17 protein-coding genes and 6 pseudogenes are annotated in these 13,678 nt (G+C 70.0%); 8 read left to right on the top strand and 15 right to left on the bottom strand.

Features of this window, described 5'->3' with window-relative positions; translation table 11 throughout:
• Positions 1 to 46 precede the first annotated feature (46 nt).
• From G7085_RS17420 to G7085_RS17405, 4 genes are all read right to left on the bottom strand, one after another.
• Positions 47 to 355 carry an ATP-binding protein DrrA1-3 family domain-containing protein gene (locus G7085_RS17420; RefSeq protein ID WP_197511894.1) on the bottom strand — a complete coding sequence of 103 codons (309 nt, stop codon included), beginning with the start codon at positions 353 to 355 and terminating at the stop codon, positions 47 to 49.
• On the bottom strand, positions 316 to 504 hold the full coding sequence (locus G7085_RS17415) for a hypothetical protein (RefSeq protein WP_197511893.1): 189 nt from the start codon (positions 502 to 504) through the stop codon (positions 316 to 318). Before G7085_RS17415 ends, G7085_RS17420 begins: the two co-directional genes overlap by 40 nt.
• Complete coding sequence (locus G7085_RS17410; protein WP_197511892.1) at positions 483 to 854, bottom strand: ATP-binding cassette domain-containing protein; 372 nt, start codon at positions 852 to 854, stop codon at positions 483 to 485. The genes G7085_RS17415 and G7085_RS17410 overlap by 22 nt, the downstream gene beginning before the upstream one ends.
• Before the next feature lie 69 nt (positions 855 to 923).
• Entirely contained in the window at positions 924 to 1,481 is a 558-nt protein-coding gene (locus G7085_RS17405) for a hypothetical protein (protein ID WP_197511891.1), read from the bottom strand.
• Between the two features lie 228 nt (positions 1,482 to 1,709).
• Here G7085_RS17405 and G7085_RS17400 point away from each other — a divergent pair, with 228 nt between their 5' ends.
• The 4 genes and pseudogenes from G7085_RS17400 to G7085_RS33045 all read left to right on the top strand — a co-directional run bounded on the left by G7085_RS17400 (position 1,710) and on the right by G7085_RS33045 (position 2,837).
• The gene (locus G7085_RS17400) at positions 1,710 to 1,871 is read left to right on the top strand and encodes a hypothetical protein (protein WP_197511890.1); all 162 of its coding nucleotides are present in this window, start codon (positions 1,710 to 1,712) and stop codon (positions 1,869 to 1,871) included.
• Entirely contained in the window at positions 1,868 to 2,047 is a 180-nt protein-coding gene (locus G7085_RS17395; RefSeq protein WP_197511889.1) for a hypothetical protein, read from the top strand. The genes G7085_RS17400 and G7085_RS17395 overlap by 4 nt, the downstream gene beginning before the upstream one ends.
• A gap of 40 nt (positions 2,048 to 2,087) precedes the next feature.
• Positions 2,088 to 2,465: an NAD-dependent epimerase/dehydratase family protein gene (locus G7085_RS17390; RefSeq protein ID WP_197511888.1), complete on the top strand. Its 378-nt coding sequence runs from the start codon at positions 2,088 to 2,090 to the stop codon at positions 2,463 to 2,465.
• Positions 2,410 to 2,837, top strand: a pseudogene (locus tag G7085_RS33045) (globin domain-containing protein). Before G7085_RS17390 ends, G7085_RS33045 begins: the two are co-directional and overlap by 56 nt.
• Before the next feature lie 72 nt (positions 2,838 to 2,909).
• Here G7085_RS33045 and G7085_RS36460 read toward each other — a convergent pair.
• Both G7085_RS36460 and G7085_RS17375 read right to left on the bottom strand, forming a co-directional pair.
• Positions 2,910 to 3,884, bottom strand: a complete 975-nt coding sequence (locus tag G7085_RS36460) for a hypothetical protein (protein ID WP_197511887.1) — start codon at positions 3,882 to 3,884, stop codon at positions 2,910 to 2,912.
• An 85-nt stretch (positions 3,885 to 3,969) separates the two neighbouring features.
• A complete protein-coding gene (locus tag G7085_RS17375; protein ID WP_197511886.1) occupies positions 3,970 to 4,377 on the bottom strand; it encodes a hypothetical protein in 408 nt (135 codons plus the stop codon).
• A gap of 189 nt (positions 4,378 to 4,566) precedes the next feature.
• Here G7085_RS17375 and G7085_RS17370 point away from each other — a divergent pair, with 189 nt between their 5' ends.
• Positions 4,567 to 5,007, top strand: a complete 441-nt coding sequence (locus G7085_RS17370; RefSeq protein ID WP_197511885.1) for an META domain-containing protein — start codon at positions 4,567 to 4,569, stop codon at positions 5,005 to 5,007.
• Here the strand turns inward: G7085_RS17370 and G7085_RS17365 are convergent.
• The 5 genes and pseudogenes from G7085_RS17365 to G7085_RS30960 form a co-directional block, all read right to left on the bottom strand.
• Positions 4,962 to 5,278: pseudogene (locus G7085_RS17365) on the bottom strand (chorismate mutase). The gene G7085_RS17370 and the pseudogene G7085_RS17365 sit on opposite strands and share 46 nt — an antisense overlap.
• Positions 5,279 to 5,336: 58 nt before the next feature.
• Positions 5,337 to 6,432, bottom strand: a pseudogene (locus G7085_RS17360) (GuaB3 family IMP dehydrogenase-related protein).
• Positions 6,433 to 6,477: 45 nt separating this feature from the next.
• A complete protein-coding gene (locus tag G7085_RS27340) occupies positions 6,478 to 7,155 on the bottom strand; it encodes an IMP dehydrogenase (protein WP_231979652.1) in 678 nt (225 codons plus the stop codon).
• The gene (locus tag G7085_RS27335; protein ID WP_331715755.1) at positions 7,152 to 7,436 is read right to left on the bottom strand and encodes an IMP dehydrogenase; all 285 of its coding nucleotides are present in this window, start codon (positions 7,434 to 7,436) and stop codon (positions 7,152 to 7,154) included. The genes G7085_RS27340 and G7085_RS27335 overlap by 4 nt, the downstream gene beginning before the upstream one ends.
• Positions 7,437 to 7,470: 34 nt before the next feature.
• A complete protein-coding gene (locus G7085_RS30960) occupies positions 7,471 to 7,809 on the bottom strand; it encodes an IMP dehydrogenase (RefSeq protein WP_269451902.1) in 339 nt (112 codons plus the stop codon).
• Positions 7,810 to 8,258: 449 nt separating this feature from the next.
• Between G7085_RS30960 and G7085_RS17350 the strand changes: the two are divergent.
• Positions 8,259 to 8,533, top strand: a pseudogene (locus tag G7085_RS17350) (DUF1540 domain-containing protein).
• Between the two features lie 8 nt (positions 8,534 to 8,541).
• Here the strand turns inward: G7085_RS17350 and G7085_RS17345 are convergent.
• Both G7085_RS17345 and G7085_RS17340 read right to left on the bottom strand, forming a co-directional pair.
• Complete coding sequence (locus tag G7085_RS17345) at positions 8,542 to 8,898, bottom strand: hypothetical protein (RefSeq protein WP_197511884.1); 357 nt, start codon at positions 8,896 to 8,898, stop codon at positions 8,542 to 8,544.
• Between the two features lies 1 nt (position 8,899).
• Positions 8,900 to 9,169 carry a hypothetical protein gene (locus tag G7085_RS17340; RefSeq protein ID WP_197511883.1) on the bottom strand — a complete coding sequence of 90 codons (270 nt, stop codon included), beginning with the start codon at positions 9,167 to 9,169 and terminating at the stop codon, positions 8,900 to 8,902.
• A gap of 326 nt (positions 9,170 to 9,495) precedes the next feature.
• On the opposite strand from G7085_RS17340, the pseudogene G7085_RS17335 reads away from it, so the two are divergent.
• Together G7085_RS17335 and G7085_RS17330 are read left to right on the top strand one after the other, a co-directional pair.
• Positions 9,496 to 10,167: pseudogene (locus G7085_RS17335) on the top strand (SDR family NAD(P)-dependent oxidoreductase); the annotation flags it as partial.
• A gap of 153 nt (positions 10,168 to 10,320) precedes the next feature.
• Positions 10,321 to 11,362 (top strand): annotated as a pseudogene (locus tag G7085_RS17330) (branched-chain amino acid aminotransferase); the annotation flags it as partial.
• Positions 11,363 to 11,622: 260 nt separating this feature from the next.
• Here the strand turns inward: G7085_RS17330 and G7085_RS17325 are convergent.
• Together G7085_RS17325 and G7085_RS17320 are read right to left on the bottom strand one after the other, a co-directional pair.
• The gene (locus G7085_RS17325) at positions 11,623 to 13,380 is read right to left on the bottom strand and encodes an ATP-dependent helicase (RefSeq protein WP_197511882.1); all 1,758 of its coding nucleotides are present in this window, start codon (positions 13,378 to 13,380) and stop codon (positions 11,623 to 11,625) included.
• Positions 13,272 to 13,637, bottom strand: coding sequence for a UvrD-helicase domain-containing protein (locus G7085_RS17320; protein WP_197511881.1), 366 nt, complete (start codon positions 13,635 to 13,637; stop codon positions 13,272 to 13,274). Before G7085_RS17320 ends, G7085_RS17325 begins: the two co-directional genes overlap by 109 nt.
• Positions 13,638 to 13,678: the final 41 nt, after the last annotated feature.

The raw sequence follows: 13,678 nt of genomic DNA, 5'->3' as shown, positions 1-13,678 counted from the left end.
GAACCCCGCCAGCTCTCCACGAGCCCGCGGGCGAAGATGACCGCGCTCACGACTCGTCCTTGTAGTAGGTGAGGAAGATGTCCTCCAGTTCGGCCTCCGAGGTGTGGATGTCACGCAGCCGGGCGCGCGCCGAGACGGCCGCGAGCAGCGCCGCCATGTCACCGTCGAAGTTGAGTTCGACCCGACCGTCGAACACGGAGACGTCCCGGACACCGGCGACGCTCTCCAGGTCGGCGGCCTCCAGCCGGCCGTCCACCTCGAGCTCGATGTGGCGCATCCGCTTGCGGCGCAGCGCCGCCACCTCCTCGACCGTGATCAGTTCCCCGGTGCGGATGATGCCGACGCGGTCGGCCACCCGCTCGACCTCCGAGAGGGTGTGGCTGGAGAGGAAGACGGAGCGCCCTCGTCGGCGGCCTCGCGCATCATGGCCCAGAACTCGTGCTGGACGAGCGGGTCGAGGCCCGCGTTGGGCTCGTCGAGGATCAGCAGGTGCGGCCGGTGCATGAAGGCGGCGATGAGGCCGATCTTCTGCCGGTTGCCGCTGGAGAGTTCCCGACGCGCTTGTCGAGGTCCGCCGAGAGTCGCTCCGAGAGGGCGTCGATCTGCCGGCGGTCGACACCACCGCGCAGCTTCGAGAAGAAGGCGAGCGTCTGGCGGCCCGTCATGGCCGGCCAGAGCGACAGGTCGGCGGGCACGTAGCCGATGGTGTGCCGGTGATCCACCTCCCGCGGGGTCGCTCCGAGCACCGTGGCGGTGCCTGCGGTCGGCCGGAGCTCGCCGAGCAGCAGCCGGATGGTCGTCGACTTGCCCGCACCGTTGGGGCCGAGGAAGCCGAACACCTCCCCCTGTCGCACCTCGAGGTCCAGGTCCTTCAGCGCGGGAAGCTCCCGTAGTGCTTGGTGAGCCCCGTGTCTCGATTGCGTTCATGACTCGTCCTCCAGGGAATCGAGGTAGCCGCGGTACTCCTCGAGCACCGCGGGATTGAAGACGGAGGCGAACACCTCCAGTTGGATCCGCACGTATTCCAGGTAGGCGTCGCCGACCGCGAAGTCCGGCGAGCTCAGGTCGACGCCGAGATGGCGCGCCAGGTGCCTGTGCAGCGACACCGCTCCCAGCGAGAAGATCGTCAGCATGGCCGCCCGGCGGTGCTCGTCGGCCGTCGCCGTCAGGACACCGGCCCCACCCCGTCGGCGAGGTAACCGGTCGCGTCGGCGATGAGCGCGTCGACCAGCGCGTCGAGGTGGGCGCTCTGCTCGGAGAGTCGCGCAGCGAGGTACCCGACGATGTGCTCGCGCCCTCGGCACGGATGGAGGCGAGCGGGTCGAAGCCGGGCGACGGGCTGATCGCATCGCGCTTGCCCGAGCGGATCTCGTCGGCGACGTACTCGTCGCAGGCCTGCAGCAGCCCGCCATGGAGCCGTAGTGGTGCCGGATCAGGCCCTGCGAGACGCCGGCGAGGTCGGCGACGGCGCGCGCCGTCATGGCCTTCGTCCCGCCCCGGCGATGAGCCGGACGGCGGCGTCACGCAGGCGGGCGGCGGCCGTCCTGTCCTCGCCCTCGGATCGCTCATGATACGAGCGTATCAGAATCTATACGGACGTATAGGGACGTGGGCTGGGTAGGATCTGGCCATGCGGATCGTCATCACCGGGCCGCCGGCAAGGCAGGCCAGGCCACCCTCAGCCACTTCGTCGACCACACCCACACGAGGTGATCGCCACCGATGTGGCCGCGCGCCCGGCCTGGTTCTCGGGCACGTACTACCGGGCCGACCTCACCAACTACGGCGAGGCCGTCGAGGTGCTGCACGATGCCGATGCGGTGATCCACCTGGCCAACATCCCGCCGACCGGATCCACACCGACTCATTGACCCTCACCACCAACATGACGATGAACAACAACGTGTTCCTCGCCGCCTGGAAGCTCGGCCTGACGCGCGTGGTGTACGCGTCCAGCGAGACGACGCTGGGCCTGCCGTTCGACGAGGTCGGCTACGTCCCGTCGATGAGGGGCACTACCCGTTCCCCAACTCCACCTACTCCCTGAGCAAGGTGCTGACCGAGACGATGGCCGAGCAGGTCTCGCGGTGGGCCGGGATCCCGTTCATCGGGCTGCGCCTGTCCAACATCTTCACCGTCGACGACTACCTCGCACAGCCGGGTTCGCGAAGGACCCCGAGGCAAGGCGCTGGAACCTCTTCGGCTATATCGACGCCCGCGATGTCGCGCAGGCCTGCGAGGACGCCCTGAACGCGCACCTGACAGGCGCCCACGCCTTCATCATCGCGGCGGACGACACCATCCTCGACCTGCCCACCCGCGACGCCCTCGCCGTCATCCACCCTGACCTGCAGGTACCCACCACCGTGGGCGAGTACGGCACGCTGCTGAGCAACGCCGCCGCGCGCCGTGTCCTCGGCTTCCGTCCGCGGCACTCCTGGCGCGAGGAGATCACCGGCGCATGAGCGAGCCGACCTTCTACGACGCCGTCGGTGGAGCCCCGTCTTCCGGAGGCTCGTCGCCGAGTTCTACAAGGGCGTGGCCGGGGATCCGCCGCTCCGGGAGATGTACCCGGAGGACGACCTCGGCCCGGCCGAGGACAGGCTGCGACTCTTCCTCGAGCAGTACTGGGCGGGCCCAGGACCTACCAGGAGCAGCGCGGCCACCCGCGGCTGCGGATGCGGCACGTCCACTACGCCATCACGCCCGACATGCGCGACCGCTGGGTGCGCCACATGATGGCCGCCGTCGACACGCTCGACCTCGATGCCGGGCAGGACGACACCATGCGCGAGTACCTGGTGCGCGCCGCCGACTTCATGGTCAACGCCGACTGAGCCTCCCGACCCGCTGCGACGAGGGGCGTCGTCACCCGGACGGGTGACGACGCCCGGCCTCGGGCGACCGGATCAGCAGCTGGAGCCCGGAGCCTCCACCGTGACGGAGACGGGCGCGCCGTCCTGCGTCGCCGTCACCACCACCTGCCCGGCGGGCACCTCCGTGAGGCGGCTGGAGAAGCTCGTCGAGGCACGCCGGCCTCCGCGATCGAGGCGATCGTCTTGGAGCCGTGGTCCGACGCGATCCTCACGGCGGTGGCGGCCTCGTCGGCGGTCACCGAGACGATCTGGACGACCTTTCCCGCCACGCAGCGGTTCGCGACGTCCACCGTCAACGCCGCCCGCCTCCGAGCGCGACACTGTCGGAGACCGAGGCGGCGACAAGGGCGTCGCCGTAGCCGTCGTAGGCCGCGGTGATCCCGGGACACCCGTGGGCACCTCGACGGTCGCGACACCGTCGACGAGCCCGACGGTCGCGCTCCAGCCCTCACCGGTGAAGGTGACGGTGCCGCACCCGATGCACAGGTCGGTGGCGACCATGTAGTACTTGTCGCCCTGGGCGGAACGCAGGATGTAGGGATCGCGCAGGCCCTTGGCGTCGACGGTCGAGGTGATCGATGGCGCTGGAGGCCTTGACGTCGACGGTGAAGGGCACCACGGACCCACTATCCAGCAGCGCGGTGACGACGACGGTCGCATCGGCGGCCTGGCGGGTGAGCGTGCCGGTGTGCGAGACGACCGTGGGGTCGGACGTCGTCCAGGTGACGGGGACGCCGGAGACGGGGCCGGGAGGAACAGGTCGCTCCGGACATCGTCGAGGGACCGGTTGTCCGCGAGCAGCAGCGGTTCGAGGTCGAGCCGGACGAGGGCATCGGAGGACGCGGCCTTCTCGCCTGCGTCAGGTATCGAGGCGATCACCTGGGCGACGGTCAGCGACTCGTCCCAGAACTTCACGTCGGTGACATCTCCGGTGAAGAGGGCATCGCCGTTGTACAGCGAGCGGCCCAGGTAGCCGAGGGTCGACCCAGTGGGCACGATGGCGCTCATGGAGCGGTCGTGGCTGACGGTGGAGATGGGCGCTCCGTCGCGGTAGAGCGTGAGCCGGTTGCCTCACCGACGAGCGTCAGCGTGGTCAGGCCGGCGTTGAGGCCCCACCCGCGGGCATCCTGACCTCGCCGTTGCCGGCGTCGGTCTTGACCCGGATGCCCGCGAGCACCTGGTTCTGGTGCGACCCTTCAGGGCTGCGCGGGTTGACGAAGACGTAGTTCCCCAGCACGGTCGTGTTCCAGTTGCCGATACCGTCGCCGATCACCCAGCCGAACTGGTTGGCCGCCGTGCGGGTGGCGACGGTGTACTCGACCGTGAAGTTGTTGTCGGCTCCGGTGACGGGCCCTTGGGAAGCTGCGCGTACCCGTCGCGGCGGAAGCGGAGGATGTCGTCCGCCCGGCGACGACGAACGACGCGTCGTCGAGTTCCGGTCAGGGATGCGTGCCTGCTGTTGCCGGACACATCGAGCAGGGTGGATCCCGCTGTGGCTCATGTCGTAGTGGACGACCCGGCCGGGCCAGCCCCGGCCCACACCCGGCACGGGAATCGGCGCACGGATCCCGCGCCCCGGGCACGGGACCACTATCGTGGCGGCAGGACCAGCTCAACCCAGGAGGCACCAGGCATGAAGCCGCTTCGACCCCTCAGGATCGCCCTCGCCTGCATCGGCATCTCGACGCTCATGGTCGGCCCGGCCGACGGGCCGGCGCCCCGGGAGGAACCACAGGACGCTCCCGGACGGGACAACCCGCATGACGCTGCCGGACGGGACAACCCGCACGATGCCCACGACGAGGCCGACGCGCACGAAGAGAGCGATGCCGAGGTCGCGCCCGGGAACCCCGCGCCGATCGGCACCTGGAGCGGCGAGGGCGACCGGCCACCCGCCCTGGATCTGGCCGAGGACGGACGGCTCACCGGCACCGACGGCTGCAACCGGCTGATGGGCGGCTGGAGCCTGGAGGGCGACACGGTGCACTTCGAACGGATCGCCTCGACCATGATGTTCTGCGAGGGCGTCGACGAATGGCTCAAGCGGCTGGACACCGGCAGGGTCGACGGCGACAGCCTCGTCATCTACGACGCCGCGGGCACCGAGATCGGCACGCTCACGCGCGCCTGAGCCCTTCCGGACGCGGCCGGGCGGGGTTCACTCCCCTGCTCGGCCGCGATCTTCTCGTGGTGCCTGACCACCTCGGTCACGATGAACGTCAGGAACTTCTCCGCAAACTCGGGGTCGAGCTCCGCCTCCAGAGCGAGGGCACGCAGCCGCGCGATCTGCTGCGTCTCACGCTCGGTGTCCGCCGCGGGAAGCCCGCGGAGGCCTTCAGTTCCCCGACCCGCTTGGTCACCTTGAACCGCTCCGCGAGCAGGTGCACCAGGGCGGAGTCCATGTTGTCGATGCTCCCCGGAGGCGGAGGAGCTCAGCGCGGGCCTCGTCCTGCGTCATGATCAGTGCAGGATGAGGTCGATGCGCTGGAACGACTTGATGTCCGTGTAGCCGGTCAGCGCCATGGCCTTGCGGAGCCCGCCCGCGAGGTTCATCGTGCCGTCCGGCACGCTCGACGGCCCGTGGATGACCTCTTCGAGGGTGCCGACCTGCTCGAAGAACGACCGCTCGCCGCGCGGCAGGCTCGCGTGCCAGGCGTCGGACCCCAGTGCCAGCCACGACCCGGGCCTCGGTGGCGCGGGCCAACGGCGAGCCGACCATGACGGCATCTGCGCCGCAGGCGATCGCCTTCGCGATGCTGCCGGAACGACCACTGCGCCGTCGGCGATGATGTGGACGTAGCGGCCCCGGACTCCTCCAGGTAGTCGCGCCGGGCCTCGGCGACGTTGGCGACGGCGGAGGCCATCGGCACCTCGATCCCGAGCACATCGGCAGTGGTGTGGGTCGAACCGCCGCCGAACCCGACGAGGACGCCCGCCGCGCCGGAGCGCATCAGGTGCTGGGCCGCGCGGTAGGTGGCGACGCCGCCGACGAGCACCGGGGTGTCGAAGCGGTAGATGAACTCCTTGAGGTTCAGCGTGTCTGCGCCGCCGACGTGCTCTGCGGAGACGGTGGTGCCGCGGATGACGAAGAAGTCCATCCCCGCCTTCTCGAGCACCGGGGCGAACTCCTGTGTGCGCGACGGCGAGAGGGACCCGGCCACGGGCACGTCCGCGGTGCGCAGCTCGGCGAGGCGGTCGCGGATCAGCTCCGCCTTGACCGGCTCGGCATAGATCTCCTGGAGGCGGCGGGTGGCCGTCACCTGGTCGCAGTCCTGGGTGAGGAGCTCATACTTCGGCTGCGGGTCCTCATATCGGGTCCAGAGGCCCTCGAGGTTGAGGACGCCGAGGCCGCCGAGCTCACCCATCCTCACGGCGGTCGTGGGCGACATCACCGAGTCCATCGGGGCCCGACGATCGGGAGGTCGAAGGTCACCGCGTCGATCTTCCAGGTGAGATCCACCTCGTCCTCGCCGCGGGTGCGACGGGTGGGAGCGATCGCTACATCGTCGAAGCTGTAGGCGCGCGAGGCGCGCTTGCTCAAGCCAAGCTCGTACATCAAATCTCGTCCTTTACCGCGCCCAGTAGTTGGGCGCTTCCGCGGTCAGCTGGATGTCGTGGGATGCGATTCACGCAGGCCTGCACTGGTAATGCGGACGAACCGGCCCGTTCCTGCAGCTCCGCCATCGTAGCGGCACCGGAGTAGAACATCGACTGACGCAGCCCGCCGACGAGCTGGTACGCGACGGCGGCGAGGGGCCGCGGTAGGCGACCTGTCCTCGATGCCCTCGGGGACGAGCTTGTCGTCCGAGGTGACATCGCCCTGGAAGTAGCGGTCCTTGGAGTAGGAGGCCTTGCGCCCACGGGCCGCCATGGCGCCGAGCGAGCCCATGCCGCGGTAGCTCTTGAACTGCTTGCCGTTGATGAAGACCAGCTCGCCGGGGCTCTCGGAGCAGCCGGCCAACAGTGACCCGAGCATGACGGTCGAGGCGCCGGCCACGATGGCCTTCGCGATGTCGCCGGAGTACTGGAGGCCGCCGTCGCCGATCACCGGCACGCCGGCGGGACGGGCCGCGCGGGCCGCGTCGTAGATGGCGGTGACCTGGGGCACGCCGACGCCGGCCACGATGCGCGTGGTGCAGATGGAGCCGGGGCCGACCCCGACCTTGACCGCGTCGGCGCCGGCCTCGACGAGCGCCTTGGCTCCGGCGTAGGTCGCCACATTGCCGCCGATGATGTCGACGCCCGCGGCCGAGGGCTCGGCCTTGAGGCGCCTGATCATGTCGACCACGCCCTGCTGTGCCCGTGGGCCGTGTCGACGATGATGCAGTCGACGCCCTCGGCGACCAGCGCCATGGCCCGTTCCCACGAGTCACCGAAGAAGCCGACGGCGGCACCGACGCGAAGGCGACCCTGACCGTCCTTCGAGGCGTTCGGGTACTTGTCGGCCTTGACGAAGTCCTTCAGGGTGATGAGGCCCTTGAGCTTGCCCGCGCCGTCGACGATCGGGAGCTTCTCGATCTTGTGCTCGGCCATCAGGGCGAGCGCGCCGTCGTTGGACACGCCCACCGGGCGGTGACCAGTGGCATCCGGGTCATCACCTCGTGGACGGGGCGGTTCGGGTTGTCCTCGAAGCGCATGTCGCGGTTGGTGATGATGCCGACGAGGGCACCCCGGCATCGATGACCGGGGCGCCCGAGATGCGGTAGGTGGCGCACAGCTCGTCAACCTCACGCAGCGTCGCGTCCGGGCCGACCGTGATGGGCTCGGTGACCATGCCCGCCTCGGAGCGCTTCACTTGGTCGACCATGTGCGCCTGGTCCTCGATGCTGAGGTTGCGGTGCAGGATGCCGATGCCACCCTCACGGGCCATGGCGATGGCCATCCTCGACTCGGTGACCGTGTCCATCGCGGCGGACGCGAGCGGGATGTTCAACCTGATGTTCCTCGAGAGCTGGGTCGAGGTATCGGCTTGGGAGGGATGACGTCGGACTGGTTCGGCTGCAGCAGCACATCGTCAAAGGTCAGGCCCAGTGCGGCAAAGGGGGCTGGTACCCTGCTCCGGTCAGCTCGTCGTGCACGTGATACCTCTCGTAAAGGGGTGGGGCGGCGTGCCCCAAGTCTAACCCCGCCACGCGTGGGCGCCCTAACTACGGGCATCGCCGGGACGGGAGGCGGGGCCGCGCCACGCGGGGCCCCTGACCGGCAGCGGGAAAGACGCGTCGATTTACGCAATATGGAATTTGCCAACACGCGACTGCTTCACATCCGGCCTGACAAGCGTGCATGGCGTCAGGATCGACCTTCCGGAAACCCTTGTCCGGCGGGAGGACGGCGCTTAGGATGTTGCGAAATTGATCCGGATACCACCCTTTGGAGTTCGCTATGAGCACCGTCACCGCCGTCCGCTCCTGCGCCACCACCTCGTGCGCCTACAACTCGTCGGGCTGCACCGCGTTCGCGGTGACCATCGCGGGCGGGGAGAAGGCTACCTGCGCGACCTTCATCACCCTCGACGCACGGGTGGCCTTCCGGTTGCCGACGGTCACGTCGGCGCGTGCCAGCGCCTCGAGTGCACGCACAACGCGAACCTGATGTGCACCGCCGAGGGGATCGACGTATCCGACTCGGCCACCTGCCTGGCCTACGAGATCGCCTGAGCGACCACTCAGGCGGCGGCGACGGCCACGCCCTCGAGCAGCCGCGCCACCCGTACGGTCGGCTCCCCGGCTCCGGCGCCGAAGGCCGCGAACACGATCAGGGTCTCCTCGGCGCCTGCCAGCATCAGCGTCACGCCGTACGGGTCGACGTCGACACAGTGGACCCGTTCGGCGGTGTGTGCGCAGACCCCTGGCAGGGGCCCCTTCGAGACGACCTCGCCGGGAACTGCGCCGACCATCACCGCCCAGCAGAGATCGCTGAGCGCCGCCTGGTCGTGCGAGGCGACGGCGGTGTAGCCGGCATGATCGTCGAGCCGAGGCTCCCGGAACAGGTCGGTGGGGTCGATCACGGTCGCCCCGTGCATGTCATGCAGGACGGCGCGCCCGACTGCGATCGCCCCAGCGACACCCCGGGCACCCCACGAGGTCGGCCACCAGGTCCGGCAGGCCGAGAGACCGGGCCGCCTCCTCATCGAGCCAGGTCAACCTTCCGAGCACATGGATCGACGACGCTATGACGGGCAACGTCGCGTCGCCCGTCTGGCGCACGACGTCGAGCCGGACATCGGTTGGACCATCCGCCCCGCGCAGGGCGCCGGCGTGGGCGGCGACCACGAGGACGCCGTCGGAGGTCATGCCGTGCGCCACGAAGGGGAGAGAAAGGCCGAGTCGATAGGCGTCCAGGGAGGCCGCCCCGGCACCCCGAGCAGCCTCCGGGCGAGCGATCCGGCCCGCTCCGACACGTCAACCGGTGGCGCTTCGAACGACATGGTCATGCGGCGCTTCCTCCATCCCGGCAGCACCCGCGATTTAGACAACACGGGCATTGCGGTATTGCGACTGAGGAAACCCTAACTCATCGCCCGCGTCACCCCAAAGTCGGATCGCGGCCGTGAGACGCGCCCGTGACCCTCGGCCGGCGCCTCCCGGCGCTAAGGTCGGGGCAGGGAGAGGAGAGGACCATGGATCTTGGTCTCAGTGGCCGTCGCGCCATCGTCACGGGTGCCTCGAAGGGCCTCGGCTTCGCCATCGCGCGGGAGCTTCTGGCCGAGGGTGCGACGGTGCGGATCTGCGCCCGGAACCCTGAGGAGGTCGACGCCGCTGTCGCAGACCTCGGGGCGGGCGCGGCCGGACGGGTCGTCGACGTGCGCGACGGCGGGCAGCTCGCAGAGTTCATCGCGTGGGCGGCCGCCGACATGCGCGGCCTCGATGTGCTGGTCAACAACGCGGGCGGCGCCCACCCGGGCACCTTCGCGACGCTGACCGAGGAGGCCCTGCTGGCCGACTTCAACATCAAGGTGCTCAGCTGGTTCCGTTCCGTCCGCACCGCGCTGCCCTGGCTGAGGGAGTCGGTTGCGCCACGCGTCATCAACATCGGCTCTGTGTTCGCGCACTCACCCGACCACCGCTTCCTCTCCACATCGGTGAACCGGGCGGCCGGGCTGAACCTGACGCGGGCGCTTGCGCAGGAGCTCGCACCCGACGGCATCCTCGTCAACTGCGTCAACATCGGAAGCGTCCGCACCCCGCAGTGGGCCAACATCCACGCGAAGAGGGCGCCCGGGCAGAGCGCAGAGCAGTTCTTCGCCGACCAGGCCGCGGGCATCCCGCTCGGCCGCTTCGGCGAGCCGGACGAGGTTGCGGGGTGGTCGCGTTCCTCGCGGGTGACCGCGCCAGCTACGTCAGCGGCGCCTCCATCGACGTCGCCGGCGGCGGCGCACTCTGACACACCGGACACGCAGGAGAACCATGCCCCGCTTCGCCATCCAGCCCGCCCCAGGGCCTCCGCCGCCGACCGGTCGGCGGCCCTCGCCGACCCCGGGTTCGGGGCCACGTTCAGCGACCACATGGCGCTGATCGACTGGACGGCCGGGGTCGGTTGGCACGATCACCGGATCGTCGGTTACGGCCCGATCGCCCTCGATCCCGCCGCCGCCGTGTTCCACTATGCGCAGGAGGCGTTCGAGGGGCTGAAGGCGTACGCGCACGCCGACGGGTCGATCTGGCGGTTCCGCGCCGAGGTCAACGCCGAGCGGTTCCGCCGCTCCTGCCGTCGGCTCGGGCTCCCTGAGCTTCCCGCCGAGGACTTCCTCGCAAGCGTCGACGAGCTTGTCGCCATCGACCGGGACTGGGTCCCGACCGGCGCCGAGCAGAGCCTCTATCTCAGGCCGTTCATGTTCGCCCGCTCGCCGGTGCTCGCAGTCAAGCCGTCCACGCAGGTCACCTACGCCGTCATCGCAAGCCCGTCCGGTGCCTACTTCGGTGGCGACGGCGTGCAACCGGTCGACATCTGGTTCACGCGCGACTACACGCGGGCCGCCCAGGGGGAACCGGATTCGCCAAGTGCGGTGGCAACTACGCCGCCTCGATGGTCGCCCAGCAGGAGGCCGAGGCCAACGGCTGCAGCCAGGTGGGGTTCCTCGACGCGGTGGAGAACCGCTATGTGGAGGAGCTGGGCGGCATGAACCTGTTCGTCGTGGGCCGGGACGGCACGCTCAGCACCCCGCGCTCACGGATTCGATCCTGGAGGGCGTGACCCGCGCGTCGGTACTGCGACTCGCCGCCGAACAGGGGCTGAGCGTCGAGGAGCGCAGGATCGCCCTCGACGACCTGCTCGAGGGGATCGACTCGGGGCGCTTCAGCGAGGTGTTCGCCTGCGGCACCGCCGCGATCATCACCCCGATCGGGAGCCTCCGCGACGTCGACGGCTCCCACACCGTCAGCGACGGGAGCCCGGGCCGGGTGACGCTCACCCTGCGCGACACGCTCACCGCCCTCCAGTACGGGCTGGCCCTCGACCGGCACGGCTGGATGCACCGGATCGCCTGACGGTTCCGTCGGGCCTCCCCGGGGCGGAACCCCGCCGGGAGCGACCCGTCACGACGGTCCGGCGTGGCGTGCAACCGGTGGCCCCGGTTCCTTGTCCGGTGAACCGATCGCGTCTAAGAATGTGCCATCAGTGCAACATCCGCGACCCGTCGGTCAGTGGATGGGAAGATCGTGCGCGTCACGAGCAGATCGCGACCGATGCGCACCCGAGGCGGCCGCTTCGCCGATACCCCCTGTCGGCGAAGCGGCTCGGGTTGGGTTCACCCGAAGAGCCCGCCGAGGTCGGGCACCGCGATCAGCGGTGCCGCCGGTGGCCGTGGCAGCGTCCCCGTCGGCGGCACGGGCTGCGCAAGCACCGCGGCAGAGGCGACCTGGTCCATCACCTGCAGGGCGGCCCCGGTCAGGAAGCGGCTCGGCTTGCAGAGGACATGACGCGAACCCATGCTGGTCGGATGCACGGGCAGCCGCATCGGCGTGTAGACGCGGAGGCTCTCACGGGCCCGGGTGGTGGCGACGTAGAACAGGCGCTGTTCCTCGGCGAGCCCCTCGGCCGAGGTGAGCGCCATGTCCGATGGGAGCGACCCGTCGGTCACGCGGAGCAGGTGCACCGCGCTCCATTCGAGGCCCTTCGCCGAGTGGATCGTCGACAGCACGAGGTGATCCTCATCCAGGTGCGGCTTCTTCGCCCAGTCCCCCGCGACCGAGGTGGGGTCGATGGTCGCCTCCGCGATGAAGGTGCGCAGGTCGCGCTGGAGGGCCGCCGCGCGGGCGACCCCCTCCACGTCGGCGGCGCGACGCGACCAGTCGACGTAGTGCTGACGCAGCAGCGGTTCGACGGCGAGGTGGCACGCCTCGACCATCGGAGCCGTCTCCCCCGCCGCGCTCGCGGCCCTGATCAGTTCGAGCGTCCTGGCAAGCGTGGTCCGCGATTTCGGTGGCGCCTCCGCCACCACCTCGGCGTGGTCGACGCCCTTGACGAGCAACGCGGCCAGCCTGCGGGCGGTGACTTTGCCGAGCGCCCGGTGCCGCGTGAGGATCCGGTACCAGGAGATCTCGTCGGCCGGGTTGAGGCTGACCCGGAAGGCGGCCACGAGATCCCTGACGTGTGCCGTCTCCAGGTACCCGATGCCTCCGTACTTGTGGAAGGGGACGCCCCGCACCCGGAGTTCGATCTCGAGTTGGGCGCTGTGGGTCCCCGTTCGGAAGAGCACGGCCTGGTCACGCAGGGCGAGGCCGTCGCGGTGCGCGGCGAGGACGGCGTCGGCGACCTCCCGCGCCTCGTCGTCGGAGTTGGCGCACCGGACATGGACGGGACGGGGTCCGGACGGGCCGCGGTCGGCCACGAGATCGAGCCTCAACTCTCCGGGACGAATGATGTTCGCGAGGTCGAGGATCTGGCCGGTCGAGCGGAAGTTGCGTTCCAGCCGCACCAGCGTCGAGCCGGGCAGGTCCCTGTGCAGCCGGAGGAGGTGCTCCGAGGTCGCGCCACGGAACCCGTAGACGGCCTGCGCGTCGTCACCCACCACCGTCAGCCCGTCGCCGTCGGGGCGGAGGAGCCGGACGATGTCGACCTGGATCTGGTTGACGTCCTGGTACTCGTCGACGAGCACCCAGTCCCAGCGGGCACGCAACCGGTCGCCGACCTCAGGGTCGGCCAGCAGCGCCCGCCAGTAGAGCAGCAGGTCGTCGAAGTCGAGGAGCCCCCGGGCGCGCTTACGCCCGACGTAGGCCTTGAGCAGTTCGTTGATCCGGTCGGCGTGGTCCAGGCACCAGGGGAACTGCTCCGCCATCACCTGCCGCGTCGGCACCCCCGTGTTGACGGCGCGCGAGCAGATGTCCGCCAGAGTCTGGCTGGTCGGGAGGCGCTGCTCCGTGCCACCGAGCCCGTGCTCCTCCCGGAGCAGGTCGATCAGGTCGGTGACGTCGCCCGGGTCGAGGACGGTGACCTCCCGAGCCCCAGGTGGTGGGCGTGCTCGGCGACGATCCTGTGTGCCACCGCATGGAAGGTGCCGCTCCACATCCGCTGCGTCACCGACGGGTCCGAGCACAGCGCCGCCGCACGGCTGGTCATGGCCGCGGCGGCCCGCCGGGTGAAGGTGAGGAGCAGGATCTGCTCGGGAGGAACCCCGGAGTCGATCAGGCGGGCCACCCGCGCGGTGAGGGTGCGCGTCTTCCCGGTGCCAGCGCCGGCGGCCACCACGAGCGCCCCCTCGCCGTGCTCGACCGCCTCTCGCTGCGCGTCGTCCAGTGCTGCCTCGGCCCGGGTGTCATCCATGGGAAGGGAGGCTAACCCGTGCCTCCGACAGTTCCGTCCCG

The organism is Tessaracoccus coleopterorum, from assembly GCF_011174705.1.
Classification (GTDB): Bacteria; Actinomycetota; Actinomycetes; order Propionibacteriales; family Propionibacteriaceae; genus Arachnia; species Arachnia coleopterorum.
This window is presented reverse-complemented; position numbering and strand designations above follow the sequence as displayed.

Bases quoted from the DNA above. Each gene is read 5' to 3' on its own strand.
- G7085_RS17415 (WP_197511893.1), bottom strand. From the start codon at position 504: ATGCACCGGCCGCACCTGCTGATCCTCGACGAGCCCAACGCGGGCCTC.
- G7085_RS17340 (WP_197511883.1), bottom strand. From the start codon at position 9,169: ATGACCTCCGACGGCGTCCTCGTGGTCGCCGCCCACGCCGGCGCCCTG.
- G7085_RS17405 (WP_197511891.1), bottom strand. From the start codon at position 1,481: ATGACGGCGCGCGCCGTCGCCGACCTCGCCGGCGTCTCGCAGGGCCTG.
- G7085_RS17345 (WP_197511884.1), bottom strand. From the start codon at position 8,898: ATGCACGGGGCGACCGTGATCGACCCCACCGACCTGTTCCGGGAGCCT.
- G7085_RS17370 (WP_197511885.1), top strand. From the start codon at position 4,567: ATGGTCGGCCCGGCCGACGGGCCGGCGCCCCGGGAGGAACCACAGGAC.
- G7085_RS36460 (WP_197511887.1), bottom strand. From the start codon at position 3,884: ATGAGCGCCATCGTGCCCACTGGGTCGACCCTCGGCTACCTGGGCCGC.
- G7085_RS27340 (WP_231979652.1), bottom strand. From the start codon at position 7,155: ATGATCAGGCGCCTCAAGGCCGAGCCCTCGGCCGCGGGCGTCGACATC.
- G7085_RS17320 (WP_197511881.1), bottom strand. From the start codon at position 13,637: ATGGATGACACCCGGGCCGAGGCAGCACTGGACGACGCGCAGCGAGAG.
- G7085_RS17375 (WP_197511886.1), bottom strand. From the start codon at position 4,377: ATGAGCCACAGCGGGATCCACCCTGCTCGATGTGTCCGGCAACAGCAG.